The organism is Pseudomonas sp. AC242 (assembly GCF_979258655.1).
On the sequence record NZ_OZ409873.1, the window covers coordinates 1,236,063 to 1,256,871 of the forward strand.

Annotated in this window: 16 protein-coding genes; 6 read left to right on the top strand and 10 right to left on the bottom strand. The window is 59.1% G+C overall.

What is annotated here, in order from left to right; genetic code table 11:
- Nucleotides 1-106: 106 nt before the first annotated feature.
- Nucleotides 107-538, bottom strand: a complete 432-nt coding sequence (locus tag ACZZ0A_RS05670) for a DUF6896 domain-containing protein (RefSeq protein ID WP_463542625.1) — start codon at nt 536-538, stop codon at nt 107-109.
- Nucleotides 535-5,313: an RHS repeat-associated core domain-containing protein gene (locus ACZZ0A_RS05675; RefSeq protein WP_463542626.1), complete on the bottom strand. Its 4,779-nt coding sequence runs from the start codon at nt 5,311-5,313 to the stop codon at nt 535-537. The genes ACZZ0A_RS05670 and ACZZ0A_RS05675 overlap by 4 nt, the downstream gene beginning before the upstream one ends.
- 246 nt (nt 5,314-5,559) lie before the next feature.
- Here ACZZ0A_RS05675 and ACZZ0A_RS05680 point away from each other — a divergent pair, with 246 nt between their 5' ends.
- Nucleotides 5,560-6,255, top strand: a complete 696-nt coding sequence (locus tag ACZZ0A_RS05680; protein WP_007916451.1) for an HAD-IA family hydrolase — start codon at nt 5,560-5,562, stop codon at nt 6,253-6,255.
- A gap of 72 nt (nt 6,256-6,327) precedes the next feature.
- On the opposite strand, the gene ACZZ0A_RS05685 is transcribed toward ACZZ0A_RS05680, so the two are convergent.
- Nucleotides 6,328-7,074: a 3-oxoacyl-ACP reductase family protein gene (locus tag ACZZ0A_RS05685; protein ID WP_007916450.1), complete on the bottom strand. Its 747-nt coding sequence runs from the start codon at nt 7,072-7,074 to the stop codon at nt 6,328-6,330.
- Nucleotides 7,075-7,201: 127 nt separating this feature from the next.
- Here ACZZ0A_RS05685 and ACZZ0A_RS05690 point away from each other — a divergent pair, with 127 nt between their 5' ends.
- Nucleotides 7,202-8,128, top strand: coding sequence for a LysR family transcriptional regulator (locus ACZZ0A_RS05690; protein WP_463542627.1), 927 nt, complete (start codon nt 7,202-7,204; stop codon nt 8,126-8,128).
- A 120-nt stretch (nt 8,129-8,248) separates the two neighbouring features.
- On the opposite strand, the gene ACZZ0A_RS05695 is transcribed toward ACZZ0A_RS05690, so the two are convergent.
- The 3 genes from ACZZ0A_RS05695 to ACZZ0A_RS05705 all read right to left on the bottom strand — a co-directional run bounded on the left by ACZZ0A_RS05695 (nt 8,249) and on the right by ACZZ0A_RS05705 (nt 11,884).
- Complete coding sequence (locus ACZZ0A_RS05695; RefSeq protein WP_007916448.1) at nt 8,249-8,977, bottom strand: aspartate/glutamate racemase family protein; 729 nt, start codon at nt 8,975-8,977, stop codon at nt 8,249-8,251.
- A 55-nt stretch (nt 8,978-9,032) separates the two neighbouring features.
- Entirely contained in the window at nt 9,033-10,571 is a 1,539-nt protein-coding gene (locus ACZZ0A_RS05700) for an NCS1 family nucleobase:cation symporter-1 (RefSeq protein ID WP_123374751.1), read from the bottom strand.
- Between the two features lie 578 nt (nt 10,572-11,149).
- A complete protein-coding gene (locus tag ACZZ0A_RS05705) occupies nt 11,150-11,884 on the bottom strand; it encodes a phosphoadenylyl-sulfate reductase (RefSeq protein ID WP_414893405.1) in 735 nt (244 codons plus the stop codon).
- A 165-nt stretch (nt 11,885-12,049) separates the two neighbouring features.
- Between ACZZ0A_RS05705 and thrH the strand changes: the two genes are divergently transcribed.
- Nucleotides 12,050-12,667, top strand: a complete 618-nt coding sequence (thrH, locus tag ACZZ0A_RS05710; RefSeq protein ID WP_007916444.1) for a bifunctional phosphoserine phosphatase/homoserine phosphotransferase ThrH — start codon at nt 12,050-12,052, stop codon at nt 12,665-12,667.
- A gap of 131 nt (nt 12,668-12,798) precedes the next feature.
- Here the strand turns inward: thrH and pabB are convergent, their stop codons facing one another.
- The 4 genes from pabB to rloA all read right to left on the bottom strand — a co-directional run bounded on the left by pabB (nt 12,799) and on the right by rloA (nt 17,535).
- Entirely contained in the window at nt 12,799-14,142 is a 1,344-nt protein-coding gene (gene pabB, locus ACZZ0A_RS05715; protein WP_463542628.1) for an aminodeoxychorismate synthase component I, read from the bottom strand.
- A 329-nt stretch (nt 14,143-14,471) separates the two neighbouring features.
- Nucleotides 14,472-15,458, bottom strand: a complete 987-nt coding sequence (locus tag ACZZ0A_RS05720) for an alpha-L-glutamate ligase-like protein (RefSeq protein ID WP_095189425.1) — start codon at nt 15,456-15,458, stop codon at nt 14,472-14,474.
- Complete coding sequence (gene rloB / locus ACZZ0A_RS05725) at nt 15,458-16,993, bottom strand: osmotic stress tolerance membrane protein RloB (protein WP_007916437.1); 1,536 nt, start codon at nt 16,991-16,993, stop codon at nt 15,458-15,460. The genes ACZZ0A_RS05720 and rloB overlap by 1 nt, the downstream gene beginning before the upstream one ends.
- A gap of 5 nt (nt 16,994-16,998) precedes the next feature.
- Nucleotides 16,999-17,535, bottom strand: coding sequence for a retropepsin-like aspartic peptidase RloA (gene rloA, locus ACZZ0A_RS05730; protein WP_007916436.1), 537 nt, complete (start codon nt 17,533-17,535; stop codon nt 16,999-17,001).
- 357 nt (nt 17,536-17,892) lie between these two features.
- Between rloA and ACZZ0A_RS05735 the strand changes: the two genes are divergently transcribed.
- The 3 genes from ACZZ0A_RS05735 (at nt 17,893) to prpC (ending at nt 20,756) form a co-directional block, all read left to right on the top strand.
- Nucleotides 17,893-18,615 (top strand): GntR family transcriptional regulator, encoded by a 723-nt coding sequence (locus tag ACZZ0A_RS05735; RefSeq protein ID WP_172828118.1) that lies wholly within the window; start codon nt 17,893-17,895, stop codon nt 18,613-18,615.
- Entirely contained in the window at nt 18,612-19,502 is an 891-nt protein-coding gene (gene prpB / locus ACZZ0A_RS05740) for a methylisocitrate lyase (RefSeq protein ID WP_007916432.1), read from the top strand. Before ACZZ0A_RS05735 ends, prpB begins: the two co-directional genes overlap by 4 nt.
- Before the next feature lie 126 nt (nt 19,503-19,628).
- Nucleotides 19,629-20,756, top strand: coding sequence for a bifunctional 2-methylcitrate synthase/citrate synthase (gene prpC, locus ACZZ0A_RS05745; RefSeq protein ID WP_463542629.1), 1,128 nt, complete (start codon nt 19,629-19,631; stop codon nt 20,754-20,756).
- Nucleotides 20,757-20,809 lie beyond the last annotated feature (53 nt).

Genomic DNA, 20,809 nt, shown 5'->3' on the forward strand with positions numbered 1-20,809 from the left:
AATATCCGGGGCCTATACTTCAGGCCCCTTGATTCTGATTGGTTTGCTTGCGAAGGTTAACGTTGGTAAAAATGTTGGAGCGGAAGAGGTCGCCGTTAATTTTTTGTTATTTCGCAGTTAAAGCATGGTTGACGCGTATATAAAGGTTGTCTGATGGCGACATTTTTTCTATTCGGCCTGATGAGATGTATTCTTTAAACTCCTCTTCAACTATTTTTTTATCGCAGTATTTTTTGTATTTAGATGGCCTGTCGCTAGCGTAAATGTAGAGGCGCCACACATCAAAGCCGTCGATTCTGTTGTCCGATCCATAGTCGAAGTCCACTGATTCTGATGGGAAATGAATGGCGCACCCTACGCCGTGCAGTTCATATTGAATTCCATTAGTTATTTCACCGCAACGTTCGATTTTCTTGCTCCGCCAAAGTCTTAAAATATTTCGAGTGCCGAATTTTTTTAGTAGTAACTCCGTGCCGTAGTCTACTTTTGAAAGAAAGTCATTTATTAGATCCTCAAGATTTTTATCGTCTGTGTTCATCTTCTTCTGTGATGCTCCAATCGGTCGTGTCCGACATTTTCAGCTGATTCAATTACTTCTTCGATGGTATTAAGTTCTCCTTTGTGTTCTCTGATGTTTGTGATCAATTTTATAGTTATAGGAGTAGCTGTTTGTTTTGCAGCCGCTGCACGGTGATGCCCATCTAGAATATAGAGGGTGCCCTGATGTTCCGCTACATCTATGGGATAGTTCATGTCGTACCCATCTGCTCGCATTGCATCCCTTATTTTTTCGACGTGTTTAGTTGATTTTTTCCCCATAATTGCGTGCGTTCGCTTCACTGAATGTGGGTCAACGCCATGAATCAAGCCCGGTAATTGTGGCTCACCCTCATCTACCTTAGCCCCAGCAACCCCACCCGACATCTCACAACCCGGCTTATTCGGCGGCGGGCAGTTAGAGCTCAACCCCAACGGATCCACCCACCCCGTCGGATTCGGCACGTACTGGTACTGATTCAGCCCACCGGCCAACTTGATCGGATCCGGCGTCAGATACCGCCCCTGCCTCGGGTCGTAGTACCGGTGCCGGTTGTAATGCAGCCCACTTTCCGCATCGAAGTACTGTCCCTGAAAGCGCAGCGGCTGGTTCAGGTAGTCGTCGCCGGCGAGGGTCAGCGCGGCGACTTTGCCGTAGGCGTCGTATTGCGCGGACCAGACGATGTCGCCGCTGTAGTCGGTGAGTTCCTGCGGGGTGCCGAGGTGGTCGAGTTGGTAGTAGAACGGGCAGGCTTTTTGCGGGCCTTTGCCGTCGAGCAAGGCGAGCGGGCGGAAGGTGCCGGGTTCGTAGACGTAGCTGCGGTATTCGCGTTCGCTGCTTTCGGCGACGAGGTGATCGCCCTGCCAGAAAAACTCGGTGGTCTCGCCGTTGACGGTTTTGCTGATGCGTCGGCCGAAGGCGTCGTAGCGATAGCTGGCGGTCTGGCCGTCGGGGCGGGTCAGGCCGATCAGGCGGTGCTGGCTGTCGTAGCGGTATTCGGTTACGAGGGTCTGGGCGCGGCCGCGACGTTCGCGGATCAGGTTGCCGAAGGCGTCGTAGTCATAGTGGCGGTCGCCCTGCATCAGCAGGCGGTTGCCTTTGATCTGGCTCGGGCCGGGGCGGTCCTGCATCAGCAGGTTGCCGGCCGGGTCGTGGGCGAAGCTTTCCGGCAGTTCGTCACGTGAGTGGCGTACGCGGATGAGGCGGTCGAGGGCGTCGTAGCCGTAGGTGCGCTGGCCGTGGCGGCTGTCGGCGATGTGCGCGAGATTGCCGTTGGCGTTGTAGGCATAATCGCGGCGGAACAACGCATCGCGCTGATGGCCTACGGCATGCGCGAGTAATCGGCCCTGATCGTCGTAGGTGTATTCGCTGAGCAGCAAACCCTGCTGGCGTTGCCGTTCGCGTCCGGACTGATAGACATGACGGGTCAGCGGCGTGCCGTTGAGGTCGATGTCGGTCAGCGCGCCACCCTTGGCGTGGCGGTAGTCGAGCACGCTGTTGTCCGGCAGGCGCATGCGCTTGAGCTGGCCGCAGGCATCGTAGCGGTAACGCAGGGAGCCCCAGCCTTGATGCTCGGTGATCAAGCGGTCCTGACGGTCGTACTCGAAGGCCAGCGGGTGTTGCTGGCCGTCGTCGACCCCAATCAAACGGCCGAGGCGGTCGTATTGGTAGGTGACCTTGATGCCGTCGGGCAGGGTCTTGATTAACAGGCGCCCGGCAGCATCTCTTGCATATCCAGTAATCAGCGTCGAGCCGTCATCACCGAACTCGGTCTTCTCCAGCAGATGCCCGTTGAGGTCATAGACGTACGCGGTGCGGCGGCCGTCAAAACCGACCTCCTGACGAATCAGCCCGGTCGGCGTGTAGTCCAGCCGGTATTTTTCCCCGGACTCGTTTTCAATCTCGGTGAGCAGCAGTTGCGCATGGTCGTAGCGGTACTGCACCTGCGTGCCGTCGGGGTTGATCCGCCGCGAGACCAGATGCAGATCGTCGTCGTATTCATAACGGGTGATGCGCCCCAGTTCATCGCGCTCGGCGGTGACCTGACCGTAGGCGCCGTAGCTGTAAGCGCGGGTGCTGCCGGTAGGAAATGTCGTCTGGATCAGTCGGCCAACCGCATCCCAATGCTGACGGGTGACCGCACCGTGTTCGTCGGCGGTTGTGGTCCGCCGCCCCAGCGCGTCGTAGGAAAAACGCCGCACGCCACCGTCGGGCAAGGTCTCTTCAATGAGTTGGCCGAGGGCATTCCAGACCAACCGATGCCGACTGCTGTCCGGGTAGCGAATCGACAGCAACTGCCCACGGGTGTCGTAGTAGTAATGCGTAACTTGGCCGTCCGGATCGACCGCCTCGGTGACATCGCCCTCGGCATTGCGCCGGTAGATCCACACCGCGTCACCGCTAGAGCGTTTATGCAGGAAACCGTTGCGATACTCGTAGGACGTTGGCGCGTCAGCCGGCGGAATCAGCGCCACCAGCCGTCCGACCTCGTCGTAGCGGTATTCGGTGACCGCACCCAAGGCATCCTGTTCGGCGATCAACCGCCCCGAAGAGTCATAGGCCTTGAGCTGCTTGCCACCATCCGCTGAGACTTTACTCACCAGCCGCGCACGATCATCGTGGACGTAAGTCTCTTCGGTGCCATCGACGTAATGCACTGCGACACTGCCGTCGTCGTTCCAGACGTAACGCGTGTCCATCTGCGAAAACGACGCCCAGTGGCGCACGCAACGCGCAGCCTTGCCCGACCGTTCCCACTCCCAGAAAAAACTCGCCCCGCCCGCCAGTTGTCGTTGCAGGATCACGTGAGCGTCGTCGTAGTCGTAACGCTCACTGTCACCGACGGCGTTGGTCGCTTCGATCAGGTGCTGATAGGCGTCGTAGCGGTAACTGACCAGCGCCTGTTCGGTGCTCCAGGCACCGTCGCGAAACACCTGGTAATCCACACCAACCAACTGCGCGCGGTCATAGCGCAACAGCAGCGAACGCCCGGCGCCGTTGTCCAGTCGCTGCACCCGGTCAGAGCGATCGCGCTGCACCGTCAGACGGTTGCCATAGCCATCGCTGATCGCCGTCAGCCGTCCTGCACGAAAGTGATAAAAGCGCGCTGTTTCCCCGGCCAGCGCGAGGATCAGCTCCTCCGGTTCATCCCCCAGAAAGATCGCCGCCCGCGACAGACTGTTGTGAATCGCCGGTCTTTCAACGCTCGGCAACGGAAACCGCGTACGCCGGTTTTCGTGATCGACCCAAACCACCTCATCAGCGAAAAACTCCAGCCGATGCGCCAGCGAATGGCTCCAGCCAAACCCCAGCCCGACATTGATCTCAGCAGCGCTGGAGCGATACAACCGCGCAAACTCAAACGGCAACACGCCATCAAGCACCGCATCGCTCAGGGTCAGCAGTTCTTCGCCGGTGACCATCGACACCGGACAACCGTTGGTGCAGGTGAAGGGCACGCAATCAGCGCTGTCGCCGTTAGGGTTTTTCGCCTGATCCGGCGAGTCGTCGTGAGGCTCATGCCGTTCCATTCGGCTCGAAGCGCCAGGCTTGTCCCGCACCACAGGCGCCGGATTCGGCACCGTCAACACCAGCGAATCGGCCTGACGAATGTTCAGCGGTATCGACGGTGTCGGTTTCAACTCAACGTCACGCGCGTGAAACATCAGTGGCTTCAACGCGCCCGCGTGTCTATTCAGCTCCGGCGCAGAAGTCAGTTCCGCCAACCGCAACGCGGATGCCGCCAACCACTCTCGAGCCCGGGGCGACTTGATCTTCGCCAGCACTTTGCTGCTCAAACGCAGTGGCACGCCGACGCCACCCGACAACGACGTCAGCAGAAAACCGATCAGCAGTTCGGCCCGCACCTCGGCCACCACTTCAGCCAGATACTGCGGCGGGAGCATCTTCAGCCAACTGGTAAACGCGGCCAGATGAATGAACAGCAGCGGTTCGTCACTGAGGACCAGCAGACCGTTGGCAATGGCGTCGCTGGAGGCATTCAACAACGCCTCAAGCTCGGCCTCGCTGAGGTATTCCAGCAATTTTTCACTGTTGGCCTGCAAATCGGCGAGCAGGGCGAATACCTGGCGGATGTCATCCCAAACACCATTCAGTGCTCTCTCGAATCCACGCCAGTCGGCCTGTTGCAGCTGACCGTAACGCTCAAGAAATCCGGCGCTGGAAAACTCCGTCCATTGTGGTTGAAACCCTGCCCACTCAGAGCGCAGCCAGCCCTCCAGGCCTGCAATGACACCTTGATAAGAGGCATACAGAGCACGCACATGGTCGGTGGAAACATCGGGAAAGAAGGTGATGCGATAACGCTGGCCCCGATCGCAGTCGGTCACCTGCAGAATGCCGCTGGGGCCGATGGTGTAATGCAGCGCTTCGCCGAAAGTCAGCACGCCGCCGACATCGGCAAGCACCGTCTCGAGGGTCACCGGGGTATCGCCAATCGGCACAAACCGCGCGGCGTCGAACATGTGCACCAGCGTCAGCGCCCCGCTGGCCGGGCACATGACCACCGATGAACTGAGCGGCTGGCGCGACTTGATCGGCGCGCTGAGGCGCACGTCGTTGCCGACAGTAAACACCTGCTCGACATCCAGCGCGGTCCCGGTCCAGAACTGCTCGGCCCAAGCGTCGTAGTGGTTCAGACACAGGCGAAACTCGCGGATCAGGTGTTCGAAGTCCGGCTCATCGGGATTCAAAGCAGCAACAACGAGCAGGCCGATGCTGTTGTTCAGGACCAGAAGCCGATCGGTTGGAAGCATTCGCAGTCTCTCGCGCACATCAAAAAGGTGCGGGGACTTTGCGGGGGATCAATCAGGAAAGAAGTCGGGCGAGTAGGCGTTATCTGTAGGATGTTTCGCTAAATATCTGCGAGTAGTTCATCGCCCAACAAACATTGCCCGTTGCTCAATGTCCGTCGCGCTCGTTATGCTGCTGAACCCTTTAATCAGATCCGCGTAGCGGCACCAACCGTGCCGCCCGGGATGTCTTTGTTAACGGATCCGATGATGAATGCACCGCTGAAGGCGTTCGGCCCGATCAAGGCCGTGATTTTCGATATGGACGGTTTGCTGCTGGACACCGAGGGCATTTACACCGAAGTCACCTCGCTGATTGCCCAGCGTTACGGGCGCACTTTCGACTGGAGCATCAAGCAGAACATCATTGGTCGCGGGGCCAACGATCTGGCCAATTACGTGGTGCAGGCACTGGATCTACCGATCACCGCCGAAGAATTTCTGGTGATTCGCGAGCCGCTGATGCGCGAGCGTTTTCCCACCGCACAAGCGATGCCGGGTGCCGAAGAGTTGATCCGCCATCTCAAGGCGCACAACATCCCGATTGCCGTGGGGACCAGTTCCTCGCGTCAGTCGTTCGGCCAGAAAACCACGCTGCACCGCGACTGGTTCGCGCTGTTCGATTTCATTGTCACGGCAGACGATCCGGAAGTCGGCGCGGCCAAACCGGCGCCGGATATCTTTCTGACCGCTGCCCGACGCTTGGGCGTGGCACCTGAGGATTGCCTGGTGTTCGAGGATTCACCGTTCGGTGTGACCGCCGCGAAAGCCGCCGGCATGACCGCGATCGCCATCCCCGATGCCGCCATGGCCGATGAAAAATACGCACACGCTGACGGGATTCTTCGTAGCCTGAAAGCGTTCACGCCAAGTGCCTGTGGCTTGCCGGCGCTGGAATGGGCGTAAACATCTGACAAAAAAACACCGCCCCTGTGTAAACAGAGGGGCGGCGTTTTTCGTTCAGTCGACTCAGATAAATCAGGCGCCGAAACCACCGTCGATGGTCAGGCTGGCACCGGTGATGTAACCGGCTTCCGGGCCTGCCAGATAGGCAACGAAACTGGCGATTTCTTCGGCTTTGCCGTAACGACCGACCGCCATCAGCGGGATCAGGCTTTCGGCGAAATCACCGTGCGCCGGGTTCATGTCGGTATCGACCGGGCCGGGTTGCACGTTGTTGACGGTGATGCCACGAGGACCGAGGTCGCGGGCCAGACCTTTGGTCAAACCGACCAGCGCCGATTTGCTCATCGCATACACACCGCCGCCGGCGAAGGGCATGCGGTCGGCGTTGGTGCTGCCGATGTTGATGATGCGTGCGCCTTCGCCCATGTGTTTGGCGGCTTCCTGGGAAGCGATGAAAACGCTGCGAATGTTGATTGCCACGGTCTGGTCGAAATCTTCGAGTTTGAAGTCTTCCAGCGGTGCAACAGCCAGCACGCCAGCGTTGTTGACCAGAATGTCGAGGCGGCCAAAGGCTTCGACCGTGGCGCTGACGGCGTGGCGGATGGCGGCGGCATCGGCGCTGTCGGCCTTGATCGCCAGGGCTTTGCCGCCGTTGCTGGTGATGCTGTTCTGCAACTCTTCGGCTTTCGCCGCGGAGCTGACGTAAGTGAAGGCTACTGCAGCGCCTTCAGCGGCCAGACGTTTGACGATGGCTGCGCCGATACCACGGGAACCGCCTTGAATCAGAGCGACTTTGCCGCCGAGGTGTTGAGTGGTCATGTTCGATCTCCAGAGTGTTCAAGGCGGGAGTGCCTTGGTGTTGGTGGCGAGTATCGGCGTAGTATCGACAACTGTGTAGACCATGATTGCTATAGTCTGTGTAAACCAGAAGTTTATAGTGGCGATCATGGAAACCTTCAGCAGCATTGAATGCTTCGTGCGCAGTGCCGAAGTCGGCAGCTTTGCCGAGGCCGCACGACGCTTGAGTCTGACCCCGGCAGCCGTCGGCAAGAGCGTGGCCAAACTCGAGGTTCGGCTCGGCGTGCGGCTGTTCCAGCGTAGTACACGCAGCCTGACACTGACCGAGGCCGGACAACTGTTTCTGGATCAAGTCAGCGGTAGCCTGACCACCATTCAAAATGCCGTGGCCAATCTCTCCAGCGTCGAAGGGCTGCCGGCGGGAACGCTGAAAGTCAGCATGGGCGCCGCGTTTGGCTGTCTGCATATCGTGCCGATGCTGGGTGAGTTTCTGCAGCGCTACCCCGCGATCAATCCGGACTGGCATTTCGATAATCGACAGGTCGATCTGATCGCCCAGGGCTTTGATGCGGCCATCGGTGGCGGTTTCGAACTGCCGCAAGGCGTGATCGCGCGCAAGCTGAGCCCGGCGCACCGGATATTGGTCGCGTCTACCGACTATTTACAGGCCCATCCGCCGATCATCGAGCCGGATGACCTTAATCATCACGACGGCATTCTGATCCGCTCGCCGCAGACCGGACGCGTGCGTTCCTGGCAATTGACCGGACGCAATCCACAGAACTGTCAGCCGTTGATGCTCAAGGCGCGGATGACCATGAGTGATTCCGAGGCCGCTTGCAGGACAGCAGCACAAGGCTTGGGCATCGCGCTGGTGAGCATGCCGTTTGCGGTCGGGTATCTGGAGGCGGGGACGTTGCAGCGAGTGCTGCCGGAATGGTTTGTCGATGATGGCAACATTTCGATTTACTACGCCGAGCATAAGTTGTTGCCGGGCAAGACTCGGGCGTTTGTCGATTATGTGATTGAGCAGTTTGCGGAGCAGGGGGTGGCGCGGCGGTTCAGTGCTATCTGAGCAAGGTATCAGACCGAGGTGTGGCCTTCGCGAGCAGGCTCGCTCCCACATTTGGAGTGCATTTCCCCTGTGGGAGCGAGCCTGCTCGCGAATGGGTTGACTCGGTTTTCGCTGATGACCTCAGCGGGCAAACCGCCCCGGCCAGCCAATGATGTTCTTCGGCCGTGGCGTTGCATAAGTCCGCACTTTCGACGTCGACAAGCGCAAGCGCACCAGCGATTCCGCAATCGTCACCGCTGCTGTCACCCCGTCCACCACCGGCACGCCAGTGCGTCGACGAATCTGTTCATCCAGCCCGGCCATGCCACCGCAACCCAGGCAAATCACCTCGGCTTTGTCCTGCGTCACCGCCAGTTCAGCCTGATGCACGATCGCTTCCAGGGCGCGTTGTGGTTCGTGCTCCAGCTCTAGAACGGCCAGACCACTGGCCCGAACTGAAGCACACCGATCCCACAGACCGGACAATTTCAGCCGATCCTCAATTAACGGCACGGTGCGATCCAGCGTGGTCACCACCGAATAGGCATGGCCGAGAAACATCGCCGTACTCGCCGCCGCATCAGTGATATCCACCACCGGCACATTGAGCAATTCCTGCAGGCCTTCGCGGCCGTGCTCGCCGTAACCGGCCTGAATCACCGCATCGAACGGCTGATCGTAAGACATCACCCGATCCATTACCGCGATGGCCGCCAGATAGCTTTCGAAGTTGCCTTCAATCGAGTCGGCACCGAAGTACGGCGTCAAACCGACGATTTCGGTACCGGGTGACGCAACAGCCTGCGCCGAGCGGGCGATGGCTTCGGTGATGGATTCGGTGGTGTTGACGTTGACCACGAGAATACGCATGGGGAAATCCTTATAGCGGGCAGTTCTGCGGCCCGAAGTCCGGGCCGCGAGGGAGTTAATGGCAGACGTTGTCGACAGCGATCGATTCGCCGCTGATGTCGGCGTAGTGCGGTTGGCGTTTGGCGATGATCAGATAGAGCATTCCGGCGATCCCGGCGCCGATCAGCCAGGAGAACGGCGAGACACTGTGGAAACCCGGGACCAGCGCCAGGACGATGGCAATCAACGCCGCAGGAATAAACGCCGCCACCGCGCGGAAATTGACGCCTCGGCTGTAGTAATAGGCGCCGTTGGGATCTTCGCTGTAGAGCTGCGGCACGTTGATCCGGCCTTTGCGGATCAACCAGTAGTCGACCATGATCACGCCGTACAACGGGCCGAGCAGGGCGCCGAGGCCAGACAGGAAGTACACGATCACCAACGGGCTGTTGTAGAGATTCCACGGCAGGATCAACACGGCGATGGTGGCGCTGATCAGCCCGGCGCGGCGGAAGGTCAGGTACTTCGGCGCCAGGTTGCTGAGCACGAAGGCCGGGGCGACGAAGTTGGCCATGATGTTCACCGCCACGGTGACGATCAGGAACGCCAGGCAACCGAGTACCAGAAAGAAGGTGTTGGGAATCGAGGCAATGATCTCGGTCGGGCTCTCGATGATCCGGCCATTGATCTGAAATTGCGCACCGCACAGCAGGACGGTAATCGCAGCGAACACCAGAATATTCACCGGCAAACCCCAGAAGTTTCCTACCTTGATGGTCTTGCGGCACGGCGAAGAGCGGGCGAAGTCGCAGAAATTCAGAATCAGCGTGCCGTAGATCGCCAGCCACAACGCGCCGCCAGCAAAAATGTTGCGCCACATCTCGCCACCGGTCAGCGGTTCGCGGATCGACCAGGCGATGGTCGCGTCCGCCTGGAAGTACATCCACGCGGCGAGGGCGGCCACGGTCAGCAGAATCACCGGCCCGGCAAACGCTTCATAACGGCGAACCATCTCCATGCCATAGGCCAGAATCGCCAGCTGCACAAACCAGATCGCCACGAAGCACACCCAACCCAGCGTCGACAGGCCAAGAATCGAGTCGTGGTCGTACTCGGCGAAGCCCGGATGCACGGCAGTCAGCAGTACGCGGAAAACCACTGACGCCAGATACGTCTGAATCCCGAACCAGGCAATGGCGATTACTGCCCGGATCAGTGCAGGAATTTGCGCGCCGTGGATGCCGAAACTGATCCGGCTGATCACCGGAAACGGCACGCCGGTTTTCTGCCCCATGTAACCGGACAGGTTCATGAAGAAGTACACCAGCGCCGCGCCGATCCCCAGCGACAGCAGAATCTGCCAGCCACCCAGACCCAGGGCGTAGAGGCCGATGGCGAACGAGTAGTTGGCGATGTTGTGCACGTCATTCGTCCACAGGGCGAAGATGCTGTATTTGCCCCAGCGCCGACCTTCGGCCTTGGTCGGCGCGAGATCATTGTTGTGCAGGCGCGGACTGAGTTGTAACGGCTCGCTCAGACCGTCATGAGGTAACGGTTGAGCGGGGACAGAGGCGGGCAGATTCAGCGCGATGTTGTTGGAGAGACTTGTACGCATTCCGGCAGGCTCCTGATGTTCAAGGCTGCGATGACTGTGCATAAGCCGTCAGGCTCGACAAATCTTCGTCGCAGCAGTGAAAGCATCACTGGTTACGGGGCATCTGCAGCCTGTACGGGATAGGGCGCTTCAGGCTTGCGGATCGAAAGTGGTTTTATGTTTTGCAGTTTTGTATACAAAACATGCATGCACCAAAGCCAGATTTGTGCCAGTTGCGGATCTATAGGCGGCCGTGTTCATTTCGAAAAGTTATCGATGAGTGCTAAGTCTTTGAAATTGGCTGGTTAAAAATTGACCGTTCGAACAGGTATTTATTTTTGGCGGGGGATTTTGATAGCGGGCGGAGGCGAGGTGTTTTTGGCAGGGATGTAACTTTTCAGGGCGCTGAAAGTAAAAAGTGCACACATAAATGGCACCGATGGTGACATTCGTGTGTACACATTTCTGGAGTCGCTACAAATCCATGTAGGAGTGAGCCTGCTCGCGATAGCGGTGTATCAGCCAAAAAATTCATCGACTGAGACACCGCTATCGCGAGCAGGCTCACTCCTACAGGGGGAAATCAGCGCGGCAGGGAGTTACGCTTTGCTAATGATATTCCCGGCATGCAACCCGCATTCTTTCTGCGTCGCCTCTTCCCACCACCAGCGGCCTTCGCGCTCGTGCTGGTTCGGCAGGACAGGGCGGGTGCACGGTTCGCAGCCGATGCTGATAAAGCCGCGCTCATGCAGGCTGTTGTACGGCAGCTCGAGCATGCGGATGTAACCCCAGATCTCTTCGCTGGTCATCTGCGCCAGCGGGTTGAACTTGTACAGGGTGCGCTCCGGGGTGGAGAACGCGGTATCGATTTCCATCACCGCCACGGCGCTACGAGTGCCCGGGCTCTGGTCGCGGCGCTGGCCGGTTGCCCAAGCGTTGACGGCGGACAGTTTGCGCCGCAAAGGTTCGATCTTGCGGATGCCGCAGCATTCGCCGTGGCCGTCCTTGTAGAAACTGAACAGGCCTTTTTCCTTCACGAACGGTTCCAGTTTCGTGTAGTCCGGCGACACCAGTTCGATGTCGATCTTGTAGTGCTCGCGCACCTGATCGATGAAGCGGTAGGTCTCCGGGTGCAGACGGCCAGTGTCGAGGCTGAACACCTTGACGTTCTTGTTGAGCTTCCAGGCCATGTCCACCAGCACCACATCTTCGGCGCCGCTGAAAGATATCCACAAGTCATCGCCGAACTCGGCAAACGCGAGTTTGAGAATGTCTTGCGCGGATTTGTTGGCATAGGTCGTGGCGAGTTCCACGACGTCGAACGTTGCACTCATCAGGGCGGCTTCCTACAGGTCGGTGGCGCTGGGCGCTCTATATGGGGCCGATGGTAACAAAAAGCTGCACGGCTCGGGGGCCTGCCGTGCGTTGCGCGTCTGCCTGTGAGTCGCTAGAGTTCGCCCTCGCTCGACTCAAATAATCAATACAAACGGGAGTGTCTTGTGGAAATTGCTTGCCTGGATCTTGAAGGGGTGTTGGTGCCGGAAATCTGGATCGCCTTCGCCGAAAAAACCGGAATCGAATCCCTCAAGGCCACCACCCGGGACATTCCCGATTACGACGTGCTGATGAAACAGCGGCTGCGCATCCTCGATGAGCACGGTTTGAAGCTGTCGGACATTCAGGAAGTGATCGCCACACTGAAGCCGCTGGACGGCGCGGTGGAGTTCGTCAACTGGCTGCGCGAGCGCTTTCAGGTGGTGATTCTGTCGGATACGTTTTACGAGTTTTCACAGCCGCTGATGCGCCAGTTGGGCTTCCCGACCTTGCTTTGCCATCGTCTGATCACTGACGAAACCGGGCGGGTGACCAGCTATCAGTTGCGTCAGAAAGATCCCAAGCGCCAGTCGGTGCTGGCGTTCAAAAGCCTGTATTACCGGGTGATTGCGGCGGGGGATTCGTATAACGACACGACGATGCTGGGCGAGGCGGATGCGGGGATTCTGTTCCACGCGCCGGAGAATGTGATTCGCGAGTTCCCGCAGTTCCCCGCGGTGCACACCTTTGCCGAGTTGAAGCAGGAATTCCTTAAGGCCTCAAACCGCGACCTCAGCCTGTAAACCCAACCACCTGACGATCATTCCCACGCTCTGCGTGGGAATGCCTCAACGGACGCTCCGCGTTCGGCTTTGGATGGGACGCGGAGCGTCCCGGGCTGCATTCCCACGCGGAGCGTGGGAACGATCATTACTCAGAGGTTTTGCAGGGTTTCGAGGAGGATTCTGACTTTGGTGATCGACTCCTGATACTCAGCCTGCCAATCCGAGTCAGCGACAATCCCGCCACCGCCCCAGCAACACACCTGCCCATCCTTGACCAACAGACTGCGAATCGCGATGGAGCTGTCCATCTCGCCGCGCACGTCAAGGTACAGCAACGAGCCGCAATACAACCCGCGCCGGGTCGGCTCCAGTTCATCGATGATCTGCATTGCACGAATCTTCGGCGCGCCGGTGATCGAGCCGCCGGGGAAACTGCCGGCAATCAAATCCAGTGCGTCGCGATCATCGGCCAGTTCACCGGTGACGCTACTGACCAGGTGATGCACGTTCGGATAGCTTTCCAGGCTGAACAACTCCGGCACCCGCACCGAACCGATACGGCAAGTGCGCCCGAGGTCGTTGCGCAGCAGGTCGACGATCATCAGGTTTTCCGCACGATCCTTGGGGCTGGCCAGCAGTTCGGCGGCGTTCGCGGTATCTTCGGCTGGCGTCAGGCCACGGGGGCGAGTGCCTTTGATTGGCCGGGTTTCCACCTGACGCTGGCTGACTTTGACGAAGCGCTCTGGCGACAGGCTCAACACGGCGCCGCCATCGGGCAGGCTCTGGAAACCGGAGAACGGCGTTGGGCAGGCCTTGCGCAATGCGCAGTAAGCCAGCCATGGGTCGCCCTGGCACGAAGCGCGGAAGCGTTGGGCGAAGTTGACCTGATAGCAGTCGCCGGCCTGAATGTAATGCTGAATGCGTTCGAAGGCCTGACGGTAGTTGTCAGCCGAGAGATCGGCGGTCATTGGCTGGTTCAGTTTGAACGGCGCCATCAACTCGACAAGCGGCTGACTGAACAGCGCGATCAGCCGCTTTTTCTCGCTATCGATCACGGATGGATGAAACACCAGTTGACTGCTGGCCGTCTGGTGATCGCTGATCAGTGCCCAGGCGTACAGGCCAAAACGTGCATCCGGTAATTGCAGATCATCGCGGGCCTGGCTCGGCAGGTTTTCCAGATGGCGGCCGAAGTCGTAGCTCAGATAGCCGATCAAACCGCCGGCGAAGGGCAGGTCGAAACCCGTTGGCAAATCAGCTTCGCCGAGGCGATTCAGATTGTCGCGCAGACGCTGCAGGAAGTGATCGCCGCTTTCGTCCGGCATTACCGCCAGTTGTTCCAGCGGCCAGGCGCTGAGCAGGTCATAACGGCCACGGTCGGCACTCGGTCGGCCGCTGTCGAGCAGCACGGCGCCAGGCGCGTTGCGGATGGCCGCGAAATAGTCGGCGGGATTGGCGCGGTAGGGCAGCGGGTGTACGGAGCAGGTCAACATGGGCGGGGCAGATCGGCCGTTGAGGCGGGGTGGGGATTGTAGTCCTCTCTCGGCTGTCAGATCAAAATCAAAAGCCTACCCCCTCACCCCAGCCCTCTCCCCCAAGGGGGGCGAGGGGGAAAGGGAGCAGATCGGGGGCTTTTCAAAACTTGGGTTCGGCTCGATATTTTGGGTGAAGGGAGCCGATCTGCATGCTTTTCAAGGCCTGAGTTTGACTCAAGACGTTCAGGTCGGCGTACCTCGAACATCCACATCGGTCAGTCCCCTCTCCCTCTGGGAGAGGGGTAGGCGGGCGGCGTTCCGATGAGGGGCTTTTAGTTTTGCAGCTCTTAGCCTTCGACAGCAGGAATATGCCCAAACATTTCCTGAGTAAACGCCACCCGCTCTTCAACCGATTCCGTCACCCCACGCGCCTTCAGCTCTTCCAGACGCGCTTCAACCGCGTGCGTGCGCAATGTCAGCCCACAGTCATTGGCGATCTGGATATTCAGCCCCGGCCGCGCATTCAGCTCCAGAATCAGCGGACCTTTCTCCTGATCGAGCACCATGTCCACGCCGATATAGCCCAACCCGCACAGCTCATAACAGCCCGCGGCGAGTTTCATGAAACCGTCCCAGTAGGGCAGTTGCACGCCGTCCACCGCGTTGGTGGTGTCGGGGTGTTTGGTGATGATGTTGTTCAGCCAGGTGCCGCGCAGGGTCAAACCGGTCGCCAGATCGACACCCACGCCAATCGCGCCCTGGTGCAGGTTGGCCTTGCCGCCCGACTGCCGGGTCGGCAGGCGCAGCATCGCCATCACCGGATAACCCATCAGCACGATGATGCGGATGTCCGGCACACCTTCGTAGCTGATGCTTTTGAAGATCTGATCCGGAGTCACGCGGTATTCGATCAGCGCCCGGTCACGATGGCCGCCCAGCGAATACAGGCCAGTGAGGATGCTCGAGATGTGATGCTCAAGCTCTTCGTGGGCGAGGATTTTGCCCGATACCGTGCGATAGCGACCTTCGAAACGGTCGGCGATGACAATGATGCCGTCACCGCCAGCGCCTTGGGCCGGTTTGATCACGAAGTCGCTGCGCCCGCCGATGATCTCGCCGAGCTTGTCGATTTCCTTTTCGGTGGAAATCACGCCATACAGCTCTGGCACGTGAATGCCGGCCGCGATGGCGCGCTCCTTGGTGATGATCTTGTCATCGACGATCGGGTACAGGCTGCGCTTGTTGTACTTGAGCACGTAGTCGGCGTTACGCCGATTGATGCCCATGATGCCCCGCGCCTCGAGGGCCTTCCAGGTCTTCCAGAAACCGAACATCAGGCGTCAGCCTTCTTCAGGAAAGCCTTGAAACGCACCAGTTCAGTCAGGCGGTAGCCGCGATAACGCCCCATCGCCAGCATGAAGCCAACCAGAATCAGCAGGATCGCCGGGAAGGTGAACACGAAATAGACCAGCTCAGGCACGGTCATGATCAGGTGCGCCAGCGAGGCGGCAAACAGCGTACCAATCGCGACTTTCATCGCATGGCTGGCACCGCGCTCTTCCCAAGTGATCGACAGGCGTTCGATGGTCATGGTCAGAATCACCATCGGGAACAGCGCAACAGACAAGCCGCGCTCCAGACCGAGCTTATGGCTGAACAGGCTGATCGCCGCGATCAACACCACGACAAAGGTCAGCACCACCGAGAGTCGCGGCAGCATTTGCAGCTTCAGGTGTTCCAGGTACGAACGTAGCGACAGACCCAGCGCGGTGATCACGGTAAACAGCAGAATGCCGAAGCCCAGCTGCGTTTCGCGGAAGGCGAGGGCGATCAGTACCGGGGTGAACGTGCCGAGGGTCTGCAGGCCGATCAGGTTGCGCAGGATCAGGATCACCAGCACACCGATCGGGATCATCACCATGATCATGAACGTCTGTTGGGTCTGCAGCGGCAGGCCGTACAGCGAGTATTCGAGGAAGTTGGCGTCGGTGTTTTCGTCGGTCAGCTTGGCCAGACGAATCGCGTTCATCTCGCTGTTATTCAGGCTGAAGGTCACGTTGGCCTTCTTGCCGCCGTCGACGGTGATCAGGTTCTCATCGCCGGTCCACCACAGCAGACGGTCGGTCGGCAGGCCTTGTTCGCCGGTTTCCGGATTGAAGTACAGCCAGTCGTTGCCGTTGAAGCTGCGCAGCCACAGTTCAGGCGTTTGCGGCTGGTCGGCGACGAGGCGGATGGTGTGGACTTTTTCCACCGGCACGTGGGCGATGGACAACAGCAGTTCAACGATTTTGGCTTTGTGCGGCGTCGACGGATCGCCGGCCAGCAGCAGTTTCACGTTGTCGTCGTTAACGTTGTTGACGCGTTTGATCGCCTCGCCAATAAACGTTTCGACGTCGGCGGAATGCTGGCGGATCGGCGCGAGCAGTGCTTCGGCGGCGATTTTCTCCGGGCCTTCGATGACCATGCTGTCGCGGAAGGTCGGGCCTTTGATCTTGGATTTTTCCGCGGTGTAACGCTTGGTCAGCACCAGACGGTAATAAAGCGTCTGATTCCCTTTGGCCCGGCGCGCCGACCAGGTGACCTTGCGGTTGCCGTCGACGCGGTTCACGGCGACGCCGTAGTTATTGGAGATAAAACTCTCGTTGAGGCTGACGTAATCGCGGCTCAACGGCGGCACGAACATCTGGATCTTCACCGGATCCTTGGTGCTGGCGACGAATTCGACCTTGGCGTCGATGTTCCACAAGTCGTCGGTCGCATCTTCGGTCACCGGAATGCCGAGCACGAAAATCTGATAGGCCGTAACCGAAACGCCCAGGAGCACCAGAATGGTGATCAGGATTTTCAGGTGGAAGGTTAGAGAACGCATGGAAATTACTCGGCGGTATGAGCGGCGATGGTGCAGGCGGGTTTGCCGGCAGCGTATTTAAGACTGGGGTCGACCAGCGCGTCGAAGCGTTTCAGCGCCTCGGAGCCAATCAAAAGCGGGTATTGGAACGCACTTCGGTCGGTCAGGTTCACTTCGATGCTGCGCAGCGCTGATCCCATGCAGATATCCAGCTCGATCACCGGACGGGCGGTGTACTTCTTGCCTTCTTCCGGGTCGTAGTCGCCGGCGCGGCGCTTGATCTTGCTGACCCGCGCCAGCGGCCGTTCGATCGGGTGCGAATGCGCGGCGTCGATGGCCAGGTAGAAGCGCACCCAGGACTCACCGTTGCGTTTAAAGCGTTTGATGTCGCGGGCACTCAGCGAGGCGGTTTTCGCCCCGGTGTCGAGTTTGGCCGCGACTTCCAGATTGATGCCGTCAAGCGAAGCGTATTCGTTGAGGCCGTACACGGTTTTTTCCCCCGCGGCGGCGAGGCCGGGCAGGCAAAACAGGGCAAAGAATGTGGGGAAAGGCTTGAGTCTCATAAATCCTGGTGCGCAGCGTTCCGTTTTCGGTTCAGGTCCTTGGCAAAACTTGCGCAAGGCCCTTCGTGTGCCTATCAGCTTTTTATGACAAGCCGTACAAATGGCCAGCAAATGCGGGCGGCATTCTAGCACGGTGGGTTTATGGCGCCAGCGCCTGCACCGGTCTATAAAAGATCAAAAGATCGCAGCTTTCGGCAGCTCCTACATTGGATTTGCGTGCGCCCTGTAGGAGCTGCCGAAGGCTGCGATCTTTTAAGGTTATTAGACGATTGTCGACAATGTCTATTTATCCTTTGACTGATGCGGGCGAATTGGCTAGTTTTTGCCGCATTGGATTTAAAGGTGTCGACAATCATGCTGGATCAACTCGATCCCCCGGTCATCAGCGGCGACGATTCCGAGACGCTTTCGGAAAACGTCTTCCGACGCATTCAGGCGGCCATCGTCAAAGGCGAAATCGCCCCGGGCAGCAAGATCTCCGAACCGGAGTTGGCGCGCACCTACGGCATCAGCCGTGGGCCGTTGCGTGAGGCGATTCATCGGCTGGAAGGTCAGCGCCTGCTGGTGCGCGTGCCGCACGTCGGCGCACGGGTGGTATCGCTCAGCCACGCCGAACTGCTCGAACTCTACGAAATCCGCGAATCCCTCGAAGGTATGGCCTGCCGTCTGGCGGCCGAACGCATGAGCGTCGAAGAAATCGACGAACTGCGCCGAGTGCTGGAAACCCATGAGCGCGACGCCGCGTTTCAGGCCGGCGTTGGTTATTACCAGCAGGAAGGCGATTTCGACTTCCACTACCGGATCATCCAGGGCAGCGGCAACCGCACGCTGACGCAGATGCTCTGCGGCGAGCTGTATCAACTGGTGCGCATGTACCGCATCCAGTTTTCCACCACGCCGAACCGCCCGCGCCAGGCCTTTGCCGAACACCACCGGATTCTCGATGCCATCGCCGACCGTGACGGCGAACTCGCGGAATTGTTGATGCGCCGTCACATCGGCGCCTCGAAACGCAACATCGCCCGTCACTATCAGGACGGCGCCCACAATAAGACAGCCACTGAACGAGGTGAGTCATGAGTTCCAAGCACAGCACTCCAGGCCAGCGTTTCCGCGATGCGGTCGCCAGCGAGCACCCATTGCAAGTGGTCGGCGCGATCAACGCCAACCACGCGCTGCTGGCCAAGCGCGCCGGTTTCAAGGCGATCTACCTGTCCGGTGGCGGGGTGGCCGCAGGTTCCCTCGGCGTGCCGGATCTGGGCATCACCGGTCTGGATGACGTGCTGACCGATGTTCGGCGGATCACTGACGTTTGCGATCTGCCGCTGCTGGTCGACGTCGACACCGGTTTTGGCTCGTCGGCGTTCAACGTCGCGCGCACGGTCAAGTCGATGATCAAGTTTGGCGCGGCGGCGATTCACATCGAGGATCAGGTCGGCGCCAAGCGCTGCGGCCACCGTCCGAACAAAGAAATCGTCAGTCAGCAGGAAATGGTCGATCGCATCAAAGCCGCCGTCGATGCCCGTACCGATGACAGCTTTGTAATCATGGCGCGTACCGATGCGCTGGCGGTGGAAGGTCTGGAGTCGGCTCTCGATCGCGCAGCGGCGTGCATCGAGGCCGGCGCCGACATGATCTTCCCGGAAGCCATCACTGAACTGGAGATGTACAAGCTGTTCGCCAACCGCGTGAAAGCGCCGATCCTGGCCAACATCACCGAGTTCGGTTCGACACCGCTGTACACCACCGAGCAACTGGCCGGCGCCGACGTGTCGCTGGTGCTGTATCCACTGTCGGCGTTCCGCGCGATGAACAAGGCGGCGGAAAACGTCTACACCGCGATCCGTCGCGACGGCACGCAGCAGAATGTCATCGACACCATGCAGACTCGCATGGAGCTTTACGATCGCATCGATTACCACACGTTCGAGCAGAAGCTCGACGCGTTGTTTGCCGCGAAAAAATAAAGATCAAAAGATCGCAGCTTGCGGCAGCTCCTACATGAACCGCATTCCCCTGTAGGAGCTGACGAGTGCAACGAGGCTGCAATCTTTTCGCCACACTCCCTAACAAATTCAAGATTGGAGAAAACAATGGCCGAAGCAAAAGTACTCAGTGGCGCCGGGCTCCGTGGCCAGGTTGCCGGGCAAACCGCACTGTCCACCGTGGGCCAGGCCGGTGCCGGGCTGACCTATCGCGGCTACGACGTGCGTGAACTGGCAGCCGATGCACAATTTGAAGAAGTCGCGTACCTGCTGCTGTACGGCGAGCTGCCAACCCAGGCGCAACTCGACGAATACCAAGGCAAGCTGAGCAAGCTGCGCGACTTGCCGCAAGCGCTGAAAGAAGTGCTCGAACGCATCCCCGCCGACGCCCACCCGATGGATGTGATGCGCACCGGTTGCTCGTTCCTCGGCAACATCGAACCGGAGAAAGACTTCTCCGAGCAGCGTGACAAGACTGACCGCTTGCTCGCCGCGTTCCCGGCGATCATGTGCTACTGGTATCGCTTCAGCCACGACGGCAAACGCATCAATTGCGTCAGCGACGAGCCAACCATCGGCGGCCACTTCCTGCATTTGCTGCACGACAAGAAGCCAAGCGAACTACATGTCAAAGTGATGAACGTTTCGCTGATCCTTTACGCCGAGCACGAATTCAACGCCTCGACCTTTACCGCCCGCGTATGCGCCTCGACCCTGTCCGACCTGTACTCCTGCGTAACGGCGGCGATCGGTTCGCTGCGCGGCCCGCTGCATGGCGGCGCCAACGAAGCGGCGATGGAAATGATCGAGCGCTTCTCGTCGCCGGAAGAGGCGATCAAAGGCACCCTCGGCATGCTCGAGCGCAAAGACAAGATCATGGGCTTCGGTCACGCGATCTATAAGGACAGCGATCCGCGCAACGAGGTGATCAAGGGCTGGTCGAAAAAACTCGCCGATGAAGTCGGTGACAAGGTGTTGTTCGCGGTCTCGGAAGCCATCGACAAGACCATGTGGGAGCAGAAGAAACTGTTCCCGAATGCCGATTTCTACCATGCCTCGGCGTACCACTTCATGGGCATTCCGACCAAGCTGTTCACACCGATCTTCGTCTGCTCGCGCCTGACCGGCTGGGCTGCGCATGTGTTCGAACAACGCGCCAACAACCGCATCATCCGTCCAAGCGCCGAGTACGTCGGCGTCGAACAGCGCAAGTTCGTGCCAATCGAACGTCGCTGAAATGGTGAGGGCCGAATACTGATCTCGAAGCTCACCTAAATCCCTGTGGGAGC

Excerpts from the sequence above, each read along its gene's own strand:
- ACZZ0A_RS05670 (WP_463542625.1), bottom strand. The coding sequence starts at position 538 with ATGAACACAGACGATAAAAATCTTGAGGATCTAATAAATGACTTTCTT.
- ACZZ0A_RS05675 (WP_463542626.1), bottom strand. The coding sequence starts at position 5,313 with ATGCTTCCAACCGATCGGCTTCTGGTCCTGAACAACAGCATCGGCCTG.
- ACZZ0A_RS05680 (WP_007916451.1), top strand. The coding sequence starts at position 5,560 with ATGAATGCACCGCTGAAGGCGTTCGGCCCGATCAAGGCCGTGATTTTC.
- ACZZ0A_RS05685 (WP_007916450.1), bottom strand. The coding sequence starts at position 7,074 with ATGACCACTCAACACCTCGGCGGCAAAGTCGCTCTGATTCAAGGCGGT.
- ACZZ0A_RS05690 (WP_463542627.1), top strand. The coding sequence starts at position 7,202 with ATGGAAACCTTCAGCAGCATTGAATGCTTCGTGCGCAGTGCCGAAGTC.
- ACZZ0A_RS05695 (WP_007916448.1), bottom strand. The coding sequence starts at position 8,977 with ATGCGTATTCTCGTGGTCAACGTCAACACCACCGAATCCATCACCGAA.
- ACZZ0A_RS05700 (WP_123374751.1), bottom strand. The coding sequence starts at position 10,571 with ATGCGTACAAGTCTCTCCAACAACATCGCGCTGAATCTGCCCGCCTCT.
- ACZZ0A_RS05705 (WP_414893405.1), bottom strand. The coding sequence starts at position 11,884 with ATGAGTGCAACGTTCGACGTCGTGGAACTCGCCACGACCTATGCCAAC.
- pabB (WP_463542628.1), bottom strand. The coding sequence starts at position 14,142 with ATGTTGACCTGCTCCGTACACCCGCTGCCCTACCGCGCCAATCCCGCC.
- ACZZ0A_RS05720 (WP_095189425.1), bottom strand. The coding sequence starts at position 15,458 with ATGTTCGGTTTCTGGAAGACCTGGAAGGCCCTCGAGGCGCGGGGCATC.
- rloB (WP_007916437.1), bottom strand. The coding sequence starts at position 16,993 with ATGCGTTCTCTAACCTTCCACCTGAAAATCCTGATCACCATTCTGGTG.
- rloA (WP_007916436.1), bottom strand. The coding sequence starts at position 17,535 with ATGAGACTCAAGCCTTTCCCCACATTCTTTGCCCTGTTTTGCCTGCCC.
- prpB (WP_007916432.1), top strand. The coding sequence starts at position 18,612 with ATGAGTTCCAAGCACAGCACTCCAGGCCAGCGTTTCCGCGATGCGGTC.
- prpC (WP_463542629.1), top strand. The coding sequence starts at position 19,629 with ATGGCCGAAGCAAAAGTACTCAGTGGCGCCGGGCTCCGTGGCCAGGTT.